This window comes from Paenibacillus sp. FSL R5-0490, assembly GCF_001956215.1.
Taxonomy (GTDB): domain Bacteria; phylum Bacillota; class Bacilli; order Bacillales; family Cytobacillaceae; genus Cytobacillus.
In genome coordinates this window covers 1-16,341 of record NZ_MRTQ01000044.1, presented here as the reverse complement: position 1 = coordinate 16,341, position 16,341 = coordinate 1, and the positions used below count along the sequence as shown (strand labels likewise).

Below are 16,341 nucleotides of genomic sequence, written 5' to 3'. Positions count from 1 at the left end.
TTCTCAGCGCCGATGGTAGTTGGGGGCTGTCCCCCTGTGAGAGTAGGACGCTGCCGGGCACATGAAAGAGCACCTGAGGGGTGCTCTTTTTTGTGTGTAATTATAGGTATCTGAATCAACTGGACTCTTCATTTTATTGAAAAATGCATTTATGCGTCACTTCGGCCAGCATATGTCTCTGCAACGAAGAATTGTGCCAAATGTAAGATAAACTCCAAAACATGCTAGATAAATCAAAAATCCTGTTAGATAAATTCATAAACCTGCTAGATAAAACCCAAAACATGCTAGATAAACTCCAAAACCTGTTAGATATACCGCCATGCTATGCTCCTTCCCTGGAAAAACAGCCGGCCACCGATTAAATTCAACCATCGCTGCACTCTGCCTCTTCCTCACGCCCAAAACAAAACTACAAATGCAGGCCACAATTGAATTCTGCAGCCAGCATAACCCCCCAATAACCTTACTGCTTCTTATCAGCCAAATACTGATAAATCAAATACGGCCCCTTTGCCGCCGTAATTTGAAGGAAAGTTTGAATAAACGGATAGTCTTTATTCGGCATCATTTTGATGAGTTCGCTCCACCATTCTGTTTCGTAGCGGGCAATCATGCTTAAGTTATACAGAAGCAGATAATGAATAAGAAGTTCAGGGAAATCAATCAATTCATCTTTGGCCATCGGGAAGAAAAACTTTCCGGTATCCGGACTATACCGTAAGGGCTTGAAATTATATGTATTCAAATTTTCCATCTTGAATTTTAATGCTGATTCCTCTGATTCCTGAAAGCTTATATTAGAGTCTGACTTTGACTGCAGAAATTCCACAAAACGGGACTCGGTCATATGAAAGCGATCAAGGATTACCTTTGGCAAAATCAATATATCCTTTTCCAGCCCAGCTTCGAGAAAAGTCTTACGGCCCTCTGTCTGGCTGTACAAATCATTAAGCTCCGGAATCTGGCCAAATAACTCTCCCATCGTTGTTTTTTCGCCTTCCAAATGTTTCATGTGAAACAATTTTTCTCCCATATAAGGGAAAAGCCCGCTTTTTTGAAATTTCACTTCATCCTGAAAAAAATTATATTGCTGCTTTTTCCTTTTCCGGGCAGATACCCCGTGTGCCAAAACAGAAGTAGTCTCGGGATAATTAGGATCTACAGTCAGTATGCAGGCCTTCACAAGGTGAACAAGTCCATAAAAAAAGAGAATCGGCTTGATGACCAATGGTGCCTTCTCTGCCTGCTCATAGTATACTTGCCCGTGTTCTAGATAGTATATAAAAGGGTAACTGTTTTCATAGCTCTTCTGTTCAGCCTGATCCAGGTTTTGCTTTTGGTAGCATTTCTTTAAAAATTCCTGTGATGTGTTCGCAGAAAAAAAATATAAAAAGGAGCTTTTAAAATCAAATGGATGTATCACTGAGAGTCCTCCGAATCTTTTGAAAAATCCAACATATTAATCCGTCCTTGACAGTATTTTGTCCAATTGATAACCTACTAATAATATTTTCGAGTCCAGGAGGTCAAAAAAGATGTGGGAAACTAAGTTTGCTAAAGAAGGTTTAACTTTTGATGATGTTTTACTGGTTCCATCGAAATCAGAGGTGCTTCCTCGTGATGTAAGCCTCAAAGTTAATTTGACTGAAAAGATTGCACTCAACATTCCAGTGATCAGTGCCGGAATGGATACGGTAACTGAAGCAGAAATGGCGATCGCTATGGCGCGCCAGGGCGGTTTGGGAGTTATCCATAAAAACATGTCCATAGAACAGCAGGCTGATCAGGTGGATAAAGTAAAACGTTCAGAAAGCGGCGTTATTACGGACCCATTCTTTCTTACTCCAGAACAGCAGGTATTTGACGCAGAACATCTAATGGGAAAATACCGGATTTCCGGTGTGCCTATCGTCAACAATACTGAGGAATTGAAGCTTGTTGGCATTCTGACAAACCGTGACCTCCGATTCATTCAGGACTTTTCGATAAAAATCTCCGATGTGATGACAAAGGAAAACCTTGTAACGGCTCCGGTTGGAACCACATTGGATGAAGCAGAAAAGATTCTCCAGAGGCATAAAATTGAAAAATTGCCGCTGGTAGATGATGCAGGTGTTTTAAAAGGGTTAATCACCATTAAAGATATTGAAAAAGTTATTGAGTTTCCTAACTCGGCAAAGGATGAGCGCGGGCGCCTGCTGGCAGGTGCAGCAGTTGGCGTAACCGGCGACACGATGAAGCGTGTTGAAATGCTTGTGAAATCACATGTGGATGTCATCGTAGTGGATACAGCACATGGACATTCAAAAGGCGTGCTTGATACCGTACGTGAAATCAGGAACACTTATCCGGATCTCGCCATTATTGCCGGAAACGTTGCGACAGCTGAAGCGACAAGGGATTTGATTGAAGCAGGTGCCGATATTGTAAAAGTGGGAATCGGACCTGGATCGATTTGTACAACACGCGTTGTTGCAGGTGTAGGGGTACCGCAGATCACAGCTGTTTATGACTGTGCAACCGAAGCACGCAAGCATGGCAAGTCCATTATTGCTGATGGCGGAATCAAATATTCAGGGGATATTGTGAAAGCATTGGCAGCCGGCGGACATGCTGTTATGCTTGGCAGCCTTCTTGCCGGTGTTTCTGAAAGCCCGGGCGAAACGGAAATTTTCCAGGGACGCCGCTTCAAGGTATACAGAGGAATGGGTTCTGTTGCAGCCATGGAAAAAGGTTCAAAAGACCGTTACTTCCAGGAAGATAATAAAAAGTTCGTTCCAGAGGGAATCGAAGGGCGCATTGCCTATAAAGGGCCTTTATCCGATACGATTTACCAGCTTGTCGGCGGTATCCGTTCAGGAATGGGCTATTGCGGAACAAAAGATCTTCACGAGCTTCGCGAAAATGCCCAATTCATTAAAATGACTGGTGCAGGCCTGAGAGAAAGCCATCCGCATGATGTGCAGATCACAAAAGAGGCGCCAAACTACTCGCTATAATCCATAAAAAGCAGAAGAGGGAAACCTCTTCTGCTTATTTTTATGCCCGAAAATGGATACTAGGAAAATATCAGTGCAAGCATGTGGGCCAATCATGCCACAAGAGAGGCAGGAATAGGTAATTACTCTATCTATTCTTTGAATCAGAGTTATGATAAAATAACAAAAGTGTATTAAAACGTTGGAGGGCAGTAAAATTGAAGAAAACATTATACCGTAAGTCTATCGCTGGATTCCTTGCCTTGGTCATGATATTAGGTCTTTTACCTGGTATACATAAAGCACATGCGGAAGATATTTTAAATATCAATGCCGATGCTGCTATTTTAGTAGATGCAGAGACCGGAAAGATTTTATATCAAAAAAATGCGGATAAAGTACTGGGTATTGCCAGTATGACGAAAATGATGACTGAATACCTGCTTCTTGAAGCCGTTGAAAAAGGCAAAGTGAAGTGGGATCAGGAATACGCAGTAAGTGAATATGTATGGAAAGTTTCACAGGACCGTGCCTTATCGAATGTCCCGTTAAGAAGAGACGGCAAATACAATATCCGTGAATTGTATGAAGCTATGGCTATCTACTCTGCGAATGGTGCAACGATTGCGATTGCAGAAACGATTGCCGGTTCAGAAACCAACTTTGTTAAAATGATGAACGAAAAAGCAGCAGAGCTTGGGCTGAAAGACTATAAATTTGTTAATTCCAGCGGTCTGAATAACCGCGATTTAAAGGGATCCCCTCCAGCAGGCGGCCCTGAAGAAGAAAACGTAATGTCAGCAAGAGATACAGCCATGCTGGCTAAAGAATTGATTAACCGGTTCCCGGAAGTACTGGAAACGGCAAGTACCCCTAGAAAGACCTTCAGAGAGGGTACAGATGATGAAATTAAAATGGAAAACTGGAACTGGATGCTTCCGGAGCTGGTATATGGCTATGAAGGGGCAGATGGCCTTAAAACAGGTACAACTGACTTTGCCGGATACTGCTTCACAGGAACTGCGCTGAGAGATGGCAACCGCTACATCAGTGTTGTCATGAACGCTAAAGGAGCGAATGGCCAGGCTACTTATAAATCCAGATTCGATGAAACCAAGAAAATGTTCGACTTCGGTTTCACCAACTTCACGAAAGAAGAAATCGTTCCTGCCAAATATCAGGTGAAAGGCCAGAAAACAGTGCCTGTTACAAAAGGGAAAGAAGATAAAGTGAAGATTTCTTCCAAAGATGCCATCGAAATGGTGATGAGAAATGGGGAAAAGGAAAACTTTAAGCCCGTTCTTGTTCTGGATAAAAAGAAATTAAATGAAAATGGTGAATTGACTGCTCCAATTAAAAAGGGAGAAAAGGTCGGCTACTTAACGATCGAGTCCAAAGAGGACGGGAAGCTTGAGTTCCTGTCCGATAAAGGCAAAGGCAATATCCAGGTGGATGTTGTAGCCGCTGAAAGTGTTGAAAAAGCAAACTGGTTCGTGCTGACTATGCGCAGCATCGGCGGTTTCTTCGGTGACCTATGGGGAAGTGTTTCCTCAACTGTAAAAGGTTGGTTTTAAGAAAAAGGGCTTTCCTGTCTTGACAGGAGCCCTTTTTCATTGCATATTTTCAATAGGGAAAATTCCGAGTAAAGTAATCTATTTTCCTTTTTTTGAAAAGTTATTTTTATCATAATATTTAACCCATCCAAAGCAGATGGTATTTACGAAGGGGGATAAACATGAAGACAGGTACAGATCGTGTTAAACGGGGAATGGCAGAAATGCAAAAAGGCGGCGTTATTATGGACGTCGTAAACGCTGAGCAGGCAAAAATCGCAGAAGAAGCTGGTGCAGTAGCAGTTATGGCACTTGAGCGCGTTCCTTCTGATATCCGTGCAGCCGGCGGTGTAGCACGTATGGCAGATCCGCGTATTATGGAAGAAGTAATTGGTGCAGTTTCAATCCCGGTAATGGCAAAAGCGCGTATCGGCCATATTGTAGAAGCTCGTATACTTGAAGCGATGGGTGTCGATTACATAGATGAGAGTGAAGTTTTAACTCCTGCTGATGAAGAATACCATTTGAATAAAAGAGACTACACTGTTCCATTCGTTTGCGGATGCCGTGATTTAGGCGAAGCAGCACGCCGTATTGGCGAAGGTGCTTCCATGCTTCGTACAAAGGGTGAGCCTGGAACTGGAAACATCGTTGAAGCTGTGCGCCATATCCGCAAGGTGAATGCACAGGTGCGCAAGGTTGTCGGCATGAATGAAGATGAGTTAATGACAGAAGCTAAGCTTCTGGGAGCGCCATATGAGCTTCTTTTGGAAATTAAGAGCCTTGGACGCCTTCCGGTCGTAAACTTCGCAGCAGGCGGTGTTGCAACACCTGCAGATGCAGCACTAATGATGGAGCTTGGTGCTGACGGTGTGTTCGTAGGATCAGGTATCTTCAAATCTGAAAACCCTGCTAAATTTGCACGTGCCATTGTGGAAGCTACTACACATTACCAGGACTACAAATTGATTGCTGAACTTTCAAAAGAACTTGGCACACCGATGAAGGGAATCGAAATTTCTTCATTGGCTCCTGAAGCTCGTATGCAGGAGCGCGGCTGGTAAGGAGAATAGATATGATAAAGGTTGGAGTATTAGGGCTGCAGGGTGCGGTCAGAGAGCATGTACTATCGGTAGAAGCATGCGGCGCCGAAGCTGTGGTCATCAAACGCAAAGAGCAGCTTGATGAGGTGGACGGGCTGATCCTGCCTGGCGGCGAGAGCACGACCATGAGACGTCTCATTGATAAATATGATTTTATGGACAGCCTTAAGCAATTTGCCCAGTCAGGAAAGCCGATGTTCGGTACATGTGCCGGGCTGATCCTCCTTGCAAAACACATTATTGGCTATGATGAACCTCATATTGGTGTGATGGATGTCCGGGTGGAAAGAAATTCATTCGGCCGCCAGCGTGAAAGCTTTGAGGCTGATCTTAATATTGCCGGAGTGGCAGAAGACTTTGCGGCAGTCTTTATTCGTGCGCCGCATATTGTCGAGGCGGGGGAGAATGTTGAAATTCTCGCCAAGCACAATGACCGGATTGTGGCTGCGCGCGAAGGCAGATTCCTCGGTTGCTCATTCCACCCGGAACTGACGGATGACCATCGCCTGACAGGCTATTTTGTTGAAATGATTAAAGAGTCCAAGCAATTAGCAATTTGAATATTTTGGTTGCAAATGGAACATAATTGTAGTACATTATGAATTACAAAATTCTTATAGCTGAAAAGCAATGAGAGGAACTAGTAACAGGAACTTTGTTCTGTAGAGAGCCGGTGGCTGGTGTGAACCGGTGAATAAACCCTGTGAATCCATCCTCGAGCAAAGCATGGAACACCCGGAATGGTCCGGGAAAAGTAAATGCTTTCGGTTAAAACCGTTATGGATTTAAGGTGGAAAGCTTATGCTTTCAACTAGGGTGGCAACGCGGGTAACTCTCGTCCCTTTTTTGGGGACGGGAGTTTTTTGTGTTCTAAATTATTTTTCAGGAGGTACTTAAAAATGCTGGACATTAAATTTTTGAGAGCTAATTTTGAAGAAGTGAAAAACAAGCTTCAGCACCGCGGCGAGGATTTGACGGATCTCGGAAAATTCGAGGATCTGGATGTGAAAAGACGTGAATTGATTGTTGAAGCAGAACAGCTGAAGAGCAAAAGGAATGAAGTATCCCAGCAGGTTGCAGCCTTAAAGCGCGAAAAGCAGGATGCAGATCATTTAATCACAGAAATGAGAGAAGTCGGCGACAAAATTAAAGCATTGGATGAGGAGCTCCGCACGGTTGAGGAAGAATTGGACCAATTGCTGCTGAGCATTCCGAACATTCCGCATGAAAGCGTGCCTGTCGGTGAAACAGAAGACGATAATGTGGAAATCCGCCAATGGGGAGAACTTCGTGAATTTGATTTCGAGCCAAAGCCGCACTGGGATGTAGCGACAGATCTTGATCTGCTCGATTTCGAACGCGCCAGCAAAGTAACAGGCAGCCGCTTTGTATTCTACAAAGGCCTTGGTGCCCGCCTTGAGCGCGCCTTATTCAACTTCATGCTTGATTTGCACACAGATGAACATGGCTATAAGGAAGTTCTTCCTCCGTACATGGTCAACCGTGCAAGCATGACAGGAACAGGACAGCTTCCGAAATTTGAAGAAGATGCGTTCCTGATTGAAAGCGAGGATTACTTCCTGATTCCAACTGCCGAGGTGCCTGTCACCAATATGCACAGGGAAGAAATTCTGAATGCAGATGAGCTTCCGATTAATTATGCGGCATTCAGTGCATGCTTCCGTTCTGAAGCAGGTTCTGCCGGCCGTGATACACGCGGGCTGATCCGCCAGCATCAGTTCAATAAGGTAGAGCTTGTGAAGTTTGTGAAGCCTGAAGAGTCTTATGATGAGCTTGAAAAATTGACTGGACACGCAGAAAAAGTCCTTCAGCTGCTTGGCCTTCCTTACCGTGTGATGAGCATGTGCACAGGCGATCTTGGATTCACAGCTGCGAAGAAATATGATATCGAGGTTTGGATCCCAAGCTATAACACGTACAGAGAAATCTCTTCTTGCAGTAACTTCGAAGGATTCCAGGCAAGACGTGCCAATATCCGCTTCCGCCGCGAGGCAAAAGGCAAGCCGGAGCATGTGCACACACTGAATGGATCTGGCCTTGCGATCGGCCGCACGGTGGCAGCTATTCTGGAAAATTATCAGCAGGCTGACGGAAGTGTTATCATTCCGGAAGTACTTCGTCCGTATATGGGCAATCGCGAAGTTATTAAGCCTTAATAAAAAAGTTCGGAGCGGATTTTTAATCCGCTCTATTTTTTTATAAAATGATGTTGACATCCTATTTGAGAAATGATATAGTATTTCTTGTCGATGCGGAGGAATACCCAAGTCCGGCTGAAGGGATCGGTCTTGAAAACCGACAGGCGGGTCAAACCGCGCAGGGGTTCGAATCCCCTTTCCTCCTCCATTTTAATTGACATCTAACACGCGCATAAATATTGGAGATACATAAAACTGCTGATCGCATCAGCGGTTTTTTTGTGTTTAAGAAAAGCGCAAGCGCCTTGCTCACCCCCGACACCCCGAGGGGGTAGGCGCTGGAGCTAGACAGTTATCGTCGTTCCAAAATTATATACTTCCTTATCTTCCAAAGAAAAAACCGCCGATAATGGCGGTTATTTTTTCAATAATTGCGTTTGTCTTAAGAAGTAAGAAATGCGCTCCACAATCGGCTCAATGGATTGCTCATTCTGAATAATGTCATAATCATTGATATTCAGGCGCAGGACCGGGCATGCGTTAAAGCTGTTGATCCAATTTTCATAGCGCTGGTGCATTTCTTCCCAGTAGGAAATCGGCGTCTGCTGCTCCATCGGACGGCCGCGCTCCTGGATGCGGGAAAGAATGTCATCAAGCGAGCCTTCCAGGTAAATAAGCAAATCAGGATGCGGGAAGTATGGTGTCATCACCATTGCATCAAATAAACTGGTGTAGGTTTCGTAGTCGACTTTGGACATCGTCCCTTTTTCATAATGCATTTTTGCAAAGATGCCTGTGTCTTCATAAATGGAGCGGTCCTGAACAAAGCCGCCGCCATATTCGAAAATGCGCTTCTGATCCTTGAAGCGTTCAGCCAGGAAGTAAACCTGCAGGTGAAAACTCCAGCGGTTGAAATCGGCATAGAACTTATCAAGGTAAGGATTTGTATCAACCTTTTCGAAAGAGGTTCGGAACCCCAGTGCATCCGCAAGCGCATTGGTCATTGTTGATTTTCCGACTCCAACGGTTCCGGCAATGGTAATGACGGCGTTCGAAGGAATCTCATATTTCTGCCTAAGATTCATAAGTGTATACTCCTCTTTTTTAATGATGTCGATAAGGTATCGAATATATGCATTAAGTCTGCTTCATTTTTTACAAAATCCAGCTGATCCCCATTAAAGCGGATGACCGGGATATCCGGGTGCTGCCTTTCGAACTCATTCATAGCAGTTTCATAATCAAGGGATAATTGCTCAAGATATAACGGACTGATGTTCTTTTCAATTTCACGGCCTCTCAGCTCGATTCGGTCGAGCAGTGTTTCGAGGCTGGCATTAAGATAGATGATGACATTCGGCTTTGGCATATCACCCGTCAGAATGTCGTAGATCTTCAAATACTTCTGATATTCAGTCTGATTTAGTGTGCGCTGCGCAAAGATCAGATTCTTGAAAATATGATAATCAGCCACAACAGGCTTATTTTGAGACAGGTAGTGATTGTTGATATCAACCAGCTGTTTATAGCGGTTGCAGAGGAAAAACATTTCAGTCTGAAAGCTCCATTCTTCAATGTTTTCATAGAATTTTCCCAAAAAAGGATTTTCATCAACAATCTCTTTTAGTAAGGCATACTGTAATTTCTCAGAAATTGCTTTAGCGAGAGACGTTTTCCCAACGCCAATCGGCCCCTCTACTGTAATAAAAGGTATTCCCCCCATAGTGATCGTCCTCCTGCATTGCTTATTTATCTATAGAAACCATTTATAGGTACGTTCCAAAATGACACAAAGCTTATTTTATCACAGTATGGAGTGGAAGGGATATGGAATTTCAGCTGGAAATAAGAAAATAAGAGCCTATTATCTGAAAAATAAAAAAGCTGCCTGTAAGCGGCAGCTGCTGAGTAATCATGCTCTTTTTGTCACATTGAAGTTTTCCGTAATCAGAAGCCAATTTTGCGGGAAAGACAGGCCGAGCTTCCAGTAGCTCATGCCCCGCAGCTTCAGTTCTTTGATTAAGTCGAATTTCGCCTGGATGGAGCGGGCATCCTCAAACCAGACTTCATGCCTTTTCCCGTCAGGTGCTGTGTAATTAAAAAATGGGGCCTGTGCTTTGTAGTCATATTGAATGGCCACATTATTTTCCGCTGCGATCTGTATGGCCTGCTGCGGACTGACGGCTTTTGCGGTGGTGCCCTGAACAAAGGGAAGCGTCCAGTCATAGCCATACAAGTTCTGGCCCATCATAATTTTAGAAGATGGCATTTCGCTGATCGCGTATTCCAATACCTGCCTCACTGGGCCGATTGGGGAAACGGCCATAGCCGGACCGCCGCTGTAGCCCCATTCATAGGTCATGATGACCACGAAATCAACAATCTCCCCGTGGGCTTTATAATCATGAGCCTCATACCAGAGCCCTTTCTGTTCAGCGCTGGTTTTCGGGGCTAATGCTGTGGAAATCAGCCAGCCTTCCTGCCTGAATCTTGCCTTTGCTTTTCTGAGAAAGTTGTTATAAGCTTCGCGGTCCTCCGGGCGCAGAAATTCGAAGTCAAAATGAATATCCCTGAAGCCGTATTTCTTTGCTGTGGCTGTAATGTTATCCAGGAATTTATTCTGAATCGCCATATCATTTAACAATATTCTGCCGAGTTCGTCACTGAACTGATCGTTTTCCTGATTGGTGATTACCATCATCAGTACATTATTATTGGCTCTCGCAATAGCTGGGAAATCATTCAGAAGCGGCTCCTTCAAAGAGCCATCGCGGAGAGCCTGAAAACTGAACGGCGCCAGATAGGTCAGATAAGGCGCGGCCTCTCTTGCGCTTTCCTCCAGCTCAGGGGCGACTGTATTGCCTCTTGGCTCCACATAGGCATTGAATTCTGCTTTCGTTTTCGGGCGGGGCGGAATATAAAGGCGGAACCCCACCTGAAGCGGCTGGCTTACTGAAATGCCATTGACTGATGCCAGCTGCTGAAAAGAAATGCCGAACCTTCTTGAAATCGAGTAAAGGCTGTCACCGGGCTGCACCCAATAAAAGCTTCCAATTATCGGAATAACCAGTGTCTGGCCGATCACAAGATTATTTGGATTGGGAATTTCGTTTGCTTCAACGAGATCTTCAACTGTCGTTCCATATGCCTGGGCAATGCCGAACAAAGACTGGTTTTGCTGGATAACATGAATCTGCAATCTATCTCCCTCCCGGAAAAACACATCTTAAAACACTACTGCCATTTTATGAAGGAAACATGGAAGAAATGTTATAATTGTTTTCAGAGAAGGAAGATATATTGGCTTTTAATACGTTTTCCATCATCTTTAAGGCATTTTCATTATCATGGTCGTCGTTGGAAGCGATGCAGTCATGCGGTATATGCAGATGGTATTCTCTCATATAAGCGTCATTGGCTGAAAACAGGACACAGATATTGCCTGCGATTCCCGCCATAACAAGCAGATTGACGCCGAGCTGGTGCAGGAGAGTATTTAAGGCAGTGCCATAAAAAGCGGAGTACTTTGGCTTTATTAAAAAATAATCATCCGGTGACGGATGTATTTCATGAAGGATACGCTAACTGACAGGATTGCGGCAATGGTTCATAATCGTATCGAGATCAGCCTTCCAGAGGTTATAATGATCATTCACGTAAATGACCGGGAGATCCTGTTCATGGAATGCAGTCTTTAGTTCATTGATGGGTTTTATGATATTCAATGCTTTTTCAGCAAGGATTTTGCCATGGTGAAAATGAAAGTCGTTAATCATGTCAATAATGATAAGAGCCGGTTTATAGGCTTGCGGATTTTTCATCGAATCGCTCCTTTAAGATTATTTTTCGTAAAAGGAGCCGCTTTTACACAGATGTTAAGAGAAGGAATGAAGATATTTGATTCAGGAATCATTCACTGAAGATGAACTGTATATGCGGGAGGCCATCAAGGAAGCTAAGCTTGCTGAAGGGCTGGAGGAGGTTCCGATTGGCGCAGTCATTGTCCTGGACGGGGAAATCATTGCCCGGGCCCATAATCTGAGAGAAGTGAATCAGACTGCAATTGCGCATGCGGAACTCTTGGCCATTGATCAGGCATGCAAAAAACTCGGAACCTGGCGGCTGGAGAATGCCGTTCTCTATGTAACTTTGGAGCCCTGTCCGATGTGTTCAGGATCCATAATTCTGTCGCGCATCCAAAAAGTGGTGTATGGAGCCAGGGATCCGAAAGGCGGCTGTGCCGGAACGCTCATGAACCTCTTGCAGGATGAGCGGTTCAATCATCAGAGTGAAGTCGTCGCAGGGGTGCTGGAAGAAGAATGCGGTGAAATGCTTTCGAGCTTTTTCCGGAACTTGCGAAAGCGCAAGAAAGAAGAGAAAAAGAAAAGGCAATTGCTGCAGATGGAACATGATACAGGAATTGACAATGGTTAGGCATTGCTTTTTTACCCGATTGTTAGTATACTTATAAATGCGTCGGACAAAGACGCACCTAAATATGGTATCAACTTTGCCGTGCTAGGCGGGGAGGTAGCGGTGCCCTGTACTCGCAATCCGCTCTAGCGAGGCTGAATCCCTTCCCGAGGCTGGTGTCCTGTAGGGCCTGCCTTAAGTAAGTGGTGTTGACGCCCGGGTCCTGCGCAATGGGAATCCATGAAACATGTCAGGTCCGGAAGGAAGCAGCATTAAGTGGACGCTCCCATGTGCCGCAGGGTTGCCTGGGCCGAGCTAACTGCTTAAGTAACGCCTATGGGCGCCAGTCGACGGAAGGTGCACGGCAGTTTATATTGTTACTAAAACTCATCCTTTTGCGGGGTGGGTTTTTTGTTGTATTTTTTGCTCTAGGTTTTGTAAAAAGGAATTTAGATACGTTATAATAGATGAAGGACTATACATAGGAAGGGGGCGTGTCAGTGAGTTATCAAGCTTTATATCGTGTTTGGCGCCCGCAGCAGTTCATCGATGTTGTCGGGCAGGAACATGTGACAAAGACTTTGCAAAACGCCCTGCTTCAGGAGAAGATATCACACGCCTATTTGTTTTCCGGCCCCCGCGGAACCGGTAAAACGAGTGCGGCAAAAATACTTGCAAAGGCTGTTAACTGTGAGAAGGCACCTGTCACTGAACCGTGCAATGAGTGTTCGGCCTGCAGAGGGATTACAGACGGATCAATTCCTGACGTCATTGAAATCGATGCTGCATCCAATAATGGTGTAGAAGAAATCAGGGATATCAGGGACAAAGTGAAATATGCCCCGAACGCTGTAAAATATAAGGTTTACATCGTCGATGAGGTGCATATGCTTTCCATTGGAGCTTTCAATGCGCTGTTAAAAACGCTTGAAGAGCCGCCTAAGCATGTTATTTTTATTTTAGCCACAACAGAGCCTCATAAAATTCCTCTGACGATTATTTCCCGCTGCCAGCGATTCGATTTCAAACGGATTACGGCTCAGGCGATAACAGGAAGAATGAAGCTGATTGCGGATGAAACAGAAGCAGCTTATGAAGAACAGGCCCTGCAGATCATCGCAAGAGCCGCAGAAGGCGGTATGCGTGATGCGCTCAGCCTGCTTGATCAGGCGATCTCCTTCAGCCAGGATCGTGTTACAGTTGAAGATGCCCTGTCTGTAACAGGTGCGGTGTCGCAGGGGTTTTTAAATAAACTGGCAAGAGCGGTTAAAGACAGGGATGCAGCATCCGGGCTGGAATTTCTGGAGGAGCTCCTTTTTCAGGGGAAAGACCCATCCCGCTTTATAGAGGACTTTATCCTGTATTATCGGGACATGCTTTTATTTAAAGCTGCTCCAAGGCTGGAGGAATCATTAGAAAGAGTTATGCTCGATGAGGACTTCCAGCAGCTTGCCGGGGAAGTGGAGCCTGAAGAGCTTTATGAGCTGATTGAAGTGCTGAACAAAGCCCAGCAGGAAATGAGATGGACCAACCATCCGCGAATCTTCCTGGAAGTGGCGATTGTGAAGCTGTGCCAGCTTGAACAGCGGGAGAGACCAGGACAGGCTGCAGACATCAAGCCGCTGATGCAGCAAATCGAACAGCTGCAGCATGAGCTTGCTGAATTAAAGAAAAACGGCATAGCGGTTAAGGATGATGGAGCACCTGCTGTACAGAAAAAGCCGCAGAGAAGTTCACGCAAAGGCTTCCAGGCGCCAGTCGGGAAGGTGAATGAAGTACTGAAGCAGGCAACGAAAAACGATCTGGTGGCTGTAAAGAGCCGCTGGGGCGAGATGCTGAACCTGCTCGTTCAAAACCAGATGCGCTCCCAGGCAGCTCTTCTCAATGAAGCAGAGCCTGTAGCCGCATCAGAAACTGCTCTTATCGTAAAATTCAAATATGAAATTCATTGTCAGATGGCCATGGATAATGCGAAATTCCTGGATACTTTGGGGAATATCCTGTTTGAGCTTTTAGGAAAGAGATTGCAGCTGGTCGGCATTCCGGATGAACAATGGCAAAGTGTCAGGGAGGATTTCCTGCGCAGCCAGCGTGACGGAGATGAGTCTGGCGGGGGCTTCGGCGGAAATGAGGAAGAGCCTCATGTGGCTGAAGCGGTCAAGTTATTTGGCGCTGAACTAATTGAAATTAAAGAATAGAAACTAGCTGGAGGTATGTAAAATGCGCGGTGGAATGGGAAATATGCAAAATATGATGAAGCAAATGCAGAAAATGCAAAAGAAGATGGCTCAGGCACAGGAAGAGCTTGGCGAAAAAAGAATTGAAGGAACAGCCGGCGGCGGAATGGTGACTGTCGTTGTATCCGGACATAAACAAGTTTTAGAAGTTAACATTAAAGAGGAAGTTGTGGATCCGGAAGACATCGAAATGCTTCAGGACCTTGTCCTGGCGGCAACTAACGATGCACTGAAAAAAGCGGAAGATTTAACAAACGATACGATGGGCCAATTTACTAAAGGAATGAACCTGCCGGGAATGTTTTAATCAAACATCCTGAAGGAGTGCTTAAAAGCACAGACAGGCCGGGCGCCAGCGAACATAGTCTGATGGAATATCCATCAGGCCATCATGCTCGCGGCGCTTTTCCTTTTCATATAGGAGGAAACATACATGCATTATCCTGAACCGATATCCAAGCTGATTGACAGCTTTATGAAGTTGCCCGGAATCGGCCCGAAAACGGCTGCACGTCTGGCGTTTTTTGTTTTAAGCATGAAAGAAGATACTGTGCTGGATTTTGCAAAAGCACTGGTCAATGCGAAAAGAAATTTATCATACTGCTCTGTCTGCGGCCATATCACGGACCAGGATCCCTGTTATATATGTGAGGACCAGAGACGTGACCGGTCCGTCATTTGTGTTGTCCAGGATCCGAAGGACGTGATTGCCATGGAAAAGATGAAGGAATACAACGGGCTGTATCATGTCCTCCATGGAGCAATTTCACCGATGGATGGAATTGGCCCTGAAGATATCAATATTCCTGATTTACTGAAAAGGCTTCAGGATGAGACGGTCCAGGAGATTATTCTTGCCACCAATCCGAATATTGAAGGGGAAGCAACAGCCATGTATATCTCCCGCCTGATCAAGCCGTCCGGCATAAAGGCGACCCGGATCGCCCATGGCCTGCCGGTAGGCGGAGACCTGGAGTATGCGGATGAAGTAACGCTCTCAAAAGCGTTAGAGGGAAGAAGAGAAGTTTAAGCACGGAGGCGGAATATATGTTTTTTCGCAGGAAAAAATGGCTTCGCAGCGAGTTTGATGAGAAGCTTCTGGAACAGCTGAACAGATTGAAAACAGATTGGAACAACCAGAAATCACTGGTGGAAAAAAGTTTTGATCCATCTCCGGAGGCAATCAGCCAGGCAAAGCTGGCCGAAGCGAAATACTTTTTTCTATTCAGGGAAGCTAAAAAGAGAAATGTTAAAGTGAGAATATAATTTATTAATTTTGCGGGAAGAAAATCGTCCATAAACAAAATACTTGTCCTCCTCTAAGGTCTTTTTTGTACACACTAATCATAAATTAGTAGTACAAGTTTTCTGAGAGGAGGATTTTTCTTTTGGAGCCTATCGTAGTGATCTCCATTCTGGGAGGATTAATTTTATTGCTTCTATTTATAGGAGCCCCGGTAAAACCGGTAAGATTCATTGGGCAGGGAGCCATTAAACTGATCATTGGTGCACTCTTATTATTTTTCTTAAATGCATTTGGGAATCAGATTGGCATTCATGTTCCTATAAACCTTGCCACTTCGGCCATTTCCGGATTTCTGGGTATTCCCGGATTGTTTGCCCTTGTTGCTATACAGACATGGATTATTTAATTTTACAGCCGTTCTTATGCGGCTGTTTTTGTTTTTAAATCTTTTTTAGTATTTCTGTTGACAGTTCTTTTTGATGGTGATATTATATTAAAGGTCGTCACCACGACGCGATGAAAAAACAACTTACAAAAAAAGATGTTGACATTAAATCGTGAGAATGATATATTAATAAAGTCGCTTCTGAGCGGCGGATTGATCTTTGAAAACTGAACGAACAAAACGTCAACGTTTAAATCATTAGTC

The 16,341-nt window shown here is 44.7% G+C and carries 15 protein-coding genes, 1 tRNA gene, 1 other RNA gene, 1 pseudogene and 1 other annotated feature; of the genes and pseudogenes, 13 read left to right on the top strand and 5 right to left on the bottom strand.

What is annotated here, in order from left to right; genetic code table 11:
- Positions 1-466 precede the first annotated feature (466 nt).
- A complete protein-coding gene (locus BK139_RS22980; protein WP_076263439.1) occupies positions 467-1,426 on the bottom strand; it encodes a YaaC family protein in 960 nt (319 codons plus the stop codon).
- A 112-nt stretch (positions 1,427-1,538) separates the two neighbouring features.
- Between BK139_RS22980 and guaB the strand changes: the two genes are divergently transcribed.
- The 6 genes from guaB to BK139_RS22950 all read left to right on the top strand — a co-directional run bounded on the left by guaB (position 1,539) and on the right by BK139_RS22950 (position 8,004).
- Positions 1,539-3,002, top strand: a complete 1,464-nt coding sequence (guaB, locus tag BK139_RS22975) for an IMP dehydrogenase (protein ID WP_076263437.1) — start codon at positions 1,539-1,541, stop codon at positions 3,000-3,002.
- Between the two features lie 248 nt (positions 3,003-3,250).
- Positions 3,251-4,555 (top strand): D-alanyl-D-alanine carboxypeptidase family protein, encoded by a 1,305-nt coding sequence (locus BK139_RS22970; protein ID WP_286149099.1) that lies wholly within the window; start codon positions 3,251-3,253, stop codon positions 4,553-4,555.
- A 161-nt stretch (positions 4,556-4,716) separates the two neighbouring features.
- Positions 4,717-5,598, top strand: coding sequence for a pyridoxal 5'-phosphate synthase lyase subunit PdxS (gene pdxS / locus BK139_RS22965; protein WP_076263433.1), 882 nt, complete (start codon positions 4,717-4,719; stop codon positions 5,596-5,598).
- Between the two features lie 11 nt (positions 5,599-5,609).
- Complete coding sequence (pdxT, locus tag BK139_RS22960) at positions 5,610-6,197, top strand: pyridoxal 5'-phosphate synthase glutaminase subunit PdxT (protein WP_076263431.1); 588 nt, start codon at positions 5,610-5,612, stop codon at positions 6,195-6,197.
- A gap of 61 nt (positions 6,198-6,258) precedes the next feature.
- Positions 6,259-6,483: a binding site (T-box leader), on the top strand.
- Positions 6,484-6,536: 53 nt separating this feature from the next.
- Positions 6,537-7,814, top strand: coding sequence for a serine--tRNA ligase (serS, locus tag BK139_RS22955; protein WP_076263429.1), 1,278 nt, complete (start codon positions 6,537-6,539; stop codon positions 7,812-7,814).
- A gap of 97 nt (positions 7,815-7,911) precedes the next feature.
- Positions 7,912-8,004 (top strand) — tRNA-Ser (locus tag BK139_RS22950).
- A gap of 208 nt (positions 8,005-8,212) precedes the next feature.
- Here BK139_RS22950 and BK139_RS22945 read toward each other — a convergent pair.
- The 4 genes and pseudogenes from BK139_RS22945 to BK139_RS22930 all read right to left on the bottom strand — a co-directional run bounded on the left by BK139_RS22945 (position 8,213) and on the right by BK139_RS22930 (position 11,617).
- Positions 8,213-8,881 (bottom strand): deoxynucleoside kinase, encoded by a 669-nt coding sequence (locus tag BK139_RS22945; protein ID WP_035333477.1) that lies wholly within the window; start codon positions 8,879-8,881, stop codon positions 8,213-8,215.
- Entirely contained in the window at positions 8,878-9,519 is a 642-nt protein-coding gene (locus BK139_RS22940; RefSeq protein WP_076263427.1) for a deoxynucleoside kinase, read from the bottom strand. The genes BK139_RS22945 and BK139_RS22940 overlap by 4 nt, the downstream gene beginning before the upstream one ends.
- Before the next feature lie 189 nt (positions 9,520-9,708).
- Positions 9,709-10,995, bottom strand: a complete 1,287-nt coding sequence (locus BK139_RS22935) for a LysM peptidoglycan-binding domain-containing protein (protein ID WP_076263425.1) — start codon at positions 10,993-10,995, stop codon at positions 9,709-9,711.
- 46 nt (positions 10,996-11,041) lie between these two features.
- A pseudogene (locus BK139_RS22930) lies at positions 11,042-11,617 on the bottom strand (cysteine hydrolase family protein).
- A gap of 76 nt (positions 11,618-11,693) precedes the next feature.
- On the opposite strand from BK139_RS22930, the gene tadA reads away from it, so the two are divergent.
- The 7 genes from tadA (at position 11,694) to BK139_RS22895 (ending at position 16,098) form a co-directional block, all read left to right on the top strand.
- Positions 11,694-12,230 (top strand): tRNA adenosine(34) deaminase TadA, encoded by a 537-nt coding sequence (gene tadA, locus BK139_RS22925; RefSeq protein WP_076263423.1) that lies wholly within the window; start codon positions 11,694-11,696, stop codon positions 12,228-12,230.
- Between the two features lie 79 nt (positions 12,231-12,309).
- An RNA gene (ffs, locus tag BK139_RS22920) (signal recognition particle sRNA large type) lies at positions 12,310-12,574 on the top strand.
- Between the two features lie 135 nt (positions 12,575-12,709).
- Positions 12,710-14,407 carry a DNA polymerase III subunit gamma/tau gene (gene dnaX, locus BK139_RS22915; protein WP_076263420.1) on the top strand — a complete coding sequence of 566 codons (1,698 nt, stop codon included), beginning with the start codon at positions 12,710-12,712 and terminating at the stop codon, positions 14,405-14,407.
- Positions 14,408-14,429: 22 nt separating this feature from the next.
- Complete coding sequence (locus BK139_RS22910) at positions 14,430-14,753, top strand: YbaB/EbfC family nucleoid-associated protein (protein WP_048011083.1); 324 nt, start codon at positions 14,430-14,432, stop codon at positions 14,751-14,753.
- 126 nt (positions 14,754-14,879) lie between these two features.
- A complete protein-coding gene (recR, locus tag BK139_RS22905) occupies positions 14,880-15,476 on the top strand; it encodes a recombination mediator RecR (protein WP_009336775.1) in 597 nt (198 codons plus the stop codon).
- 17 nt (positions 15,477-15,493) lie between these two features.
- Positions 15,494-15,712 (top strand): YaaL family protein, encoded by a 219-nt coding sequence (locus tag BK139_RS22900; RefSeq protein ID WP_076263418.1) that lies wholly within the window; start codon positions 15,494-15,496, stop codon positions 15,710-15,712.
- Between the two features lie 122 nt (positions 15,713-15,834).
- Positions 15,835-16,098 carry a pro-sigmaK processing inhibitor BofA family protein gene (locus BK139_RS22895; protein ID WP_076263416.1) on the top strand — a complete coding sequence of 88 codons (264 nt, stop codon included), beginning with the start codon at positions 15,835-15,837 and terminating at the stop codon, positions 16,096-16,098.
- Positions 16,099-16,341: the final 243 nt, after the last annotated feature.

Bases quoted from the DNA above. Each gene is read 5' to 3' on its own strand.
- pdxT (WP_076263431.1), top strand. From the start codon at position 5,610: ATGATAAAGGTTGGAGTATTAGGGCTGCAGGGTGCGGTCAGAGAGCAT.
- recR (WP_009336775.1), top strand. From the start codon at position 14,880: ATGCATTATCCTGAACCGATATCCAAGCTGATTGACAGCTTTATGAAG.
- BK139_RS22940 (WP_076263427.1), bottom strand. From the start codon at position 9,519: ATGGGGGGAATACCTTTTATTACAGTAGAGGGGCCGATTGGCGTTGGG.
- BK139_RS22970 (WP_286149099.1), top strand. From the start codon at position 3,251: ATGATATTAGGTCTTTTACCTGGTATACATAAAGCACATGCGGAAGAT.
- BK139_RS22945 (WP_035333477.1), bottom strand. From the start codon at position 8,881: ATGAATCTTAGGCAGAAATATGAGATTCCTTCGAACGCCGTCATTACC.
- pdxS (WP_076263433.1), top strand. From the start codon at position 4,717: ATGAAGACAGGTACAGATCGTGTTAAACGGGGAATGGCAGAAATGCAA.
- BK139_RS22900 (WP_076263418.1), top strand. From the start codon at position 15,494: ATGTTTTTTCGCAGGAAAAAATGGCTTCGCAGCGAGTTTGATGAGAAG.
- guaB (WP_076263437.1), top strand. From the start codon at position 1,539: ATGTGGGAAACTAAGTTTGCTAAAGAAGGTTTAACTTTTGATGATGTT.
- BK139_RS22910 (WP_048011083.1), top strand. From the start codon at position 14,430: ATGCGCGGTGGAATGGGAAATATGCAAAATATGATGAAGCAAATGCAG.
- serS (WP_076263429.1), top strand. From the start codon at position 6,537: ATGCTGGACATTAAATTTTTGAGAGCTAATTTTGAAGAAGTGAAAAAC.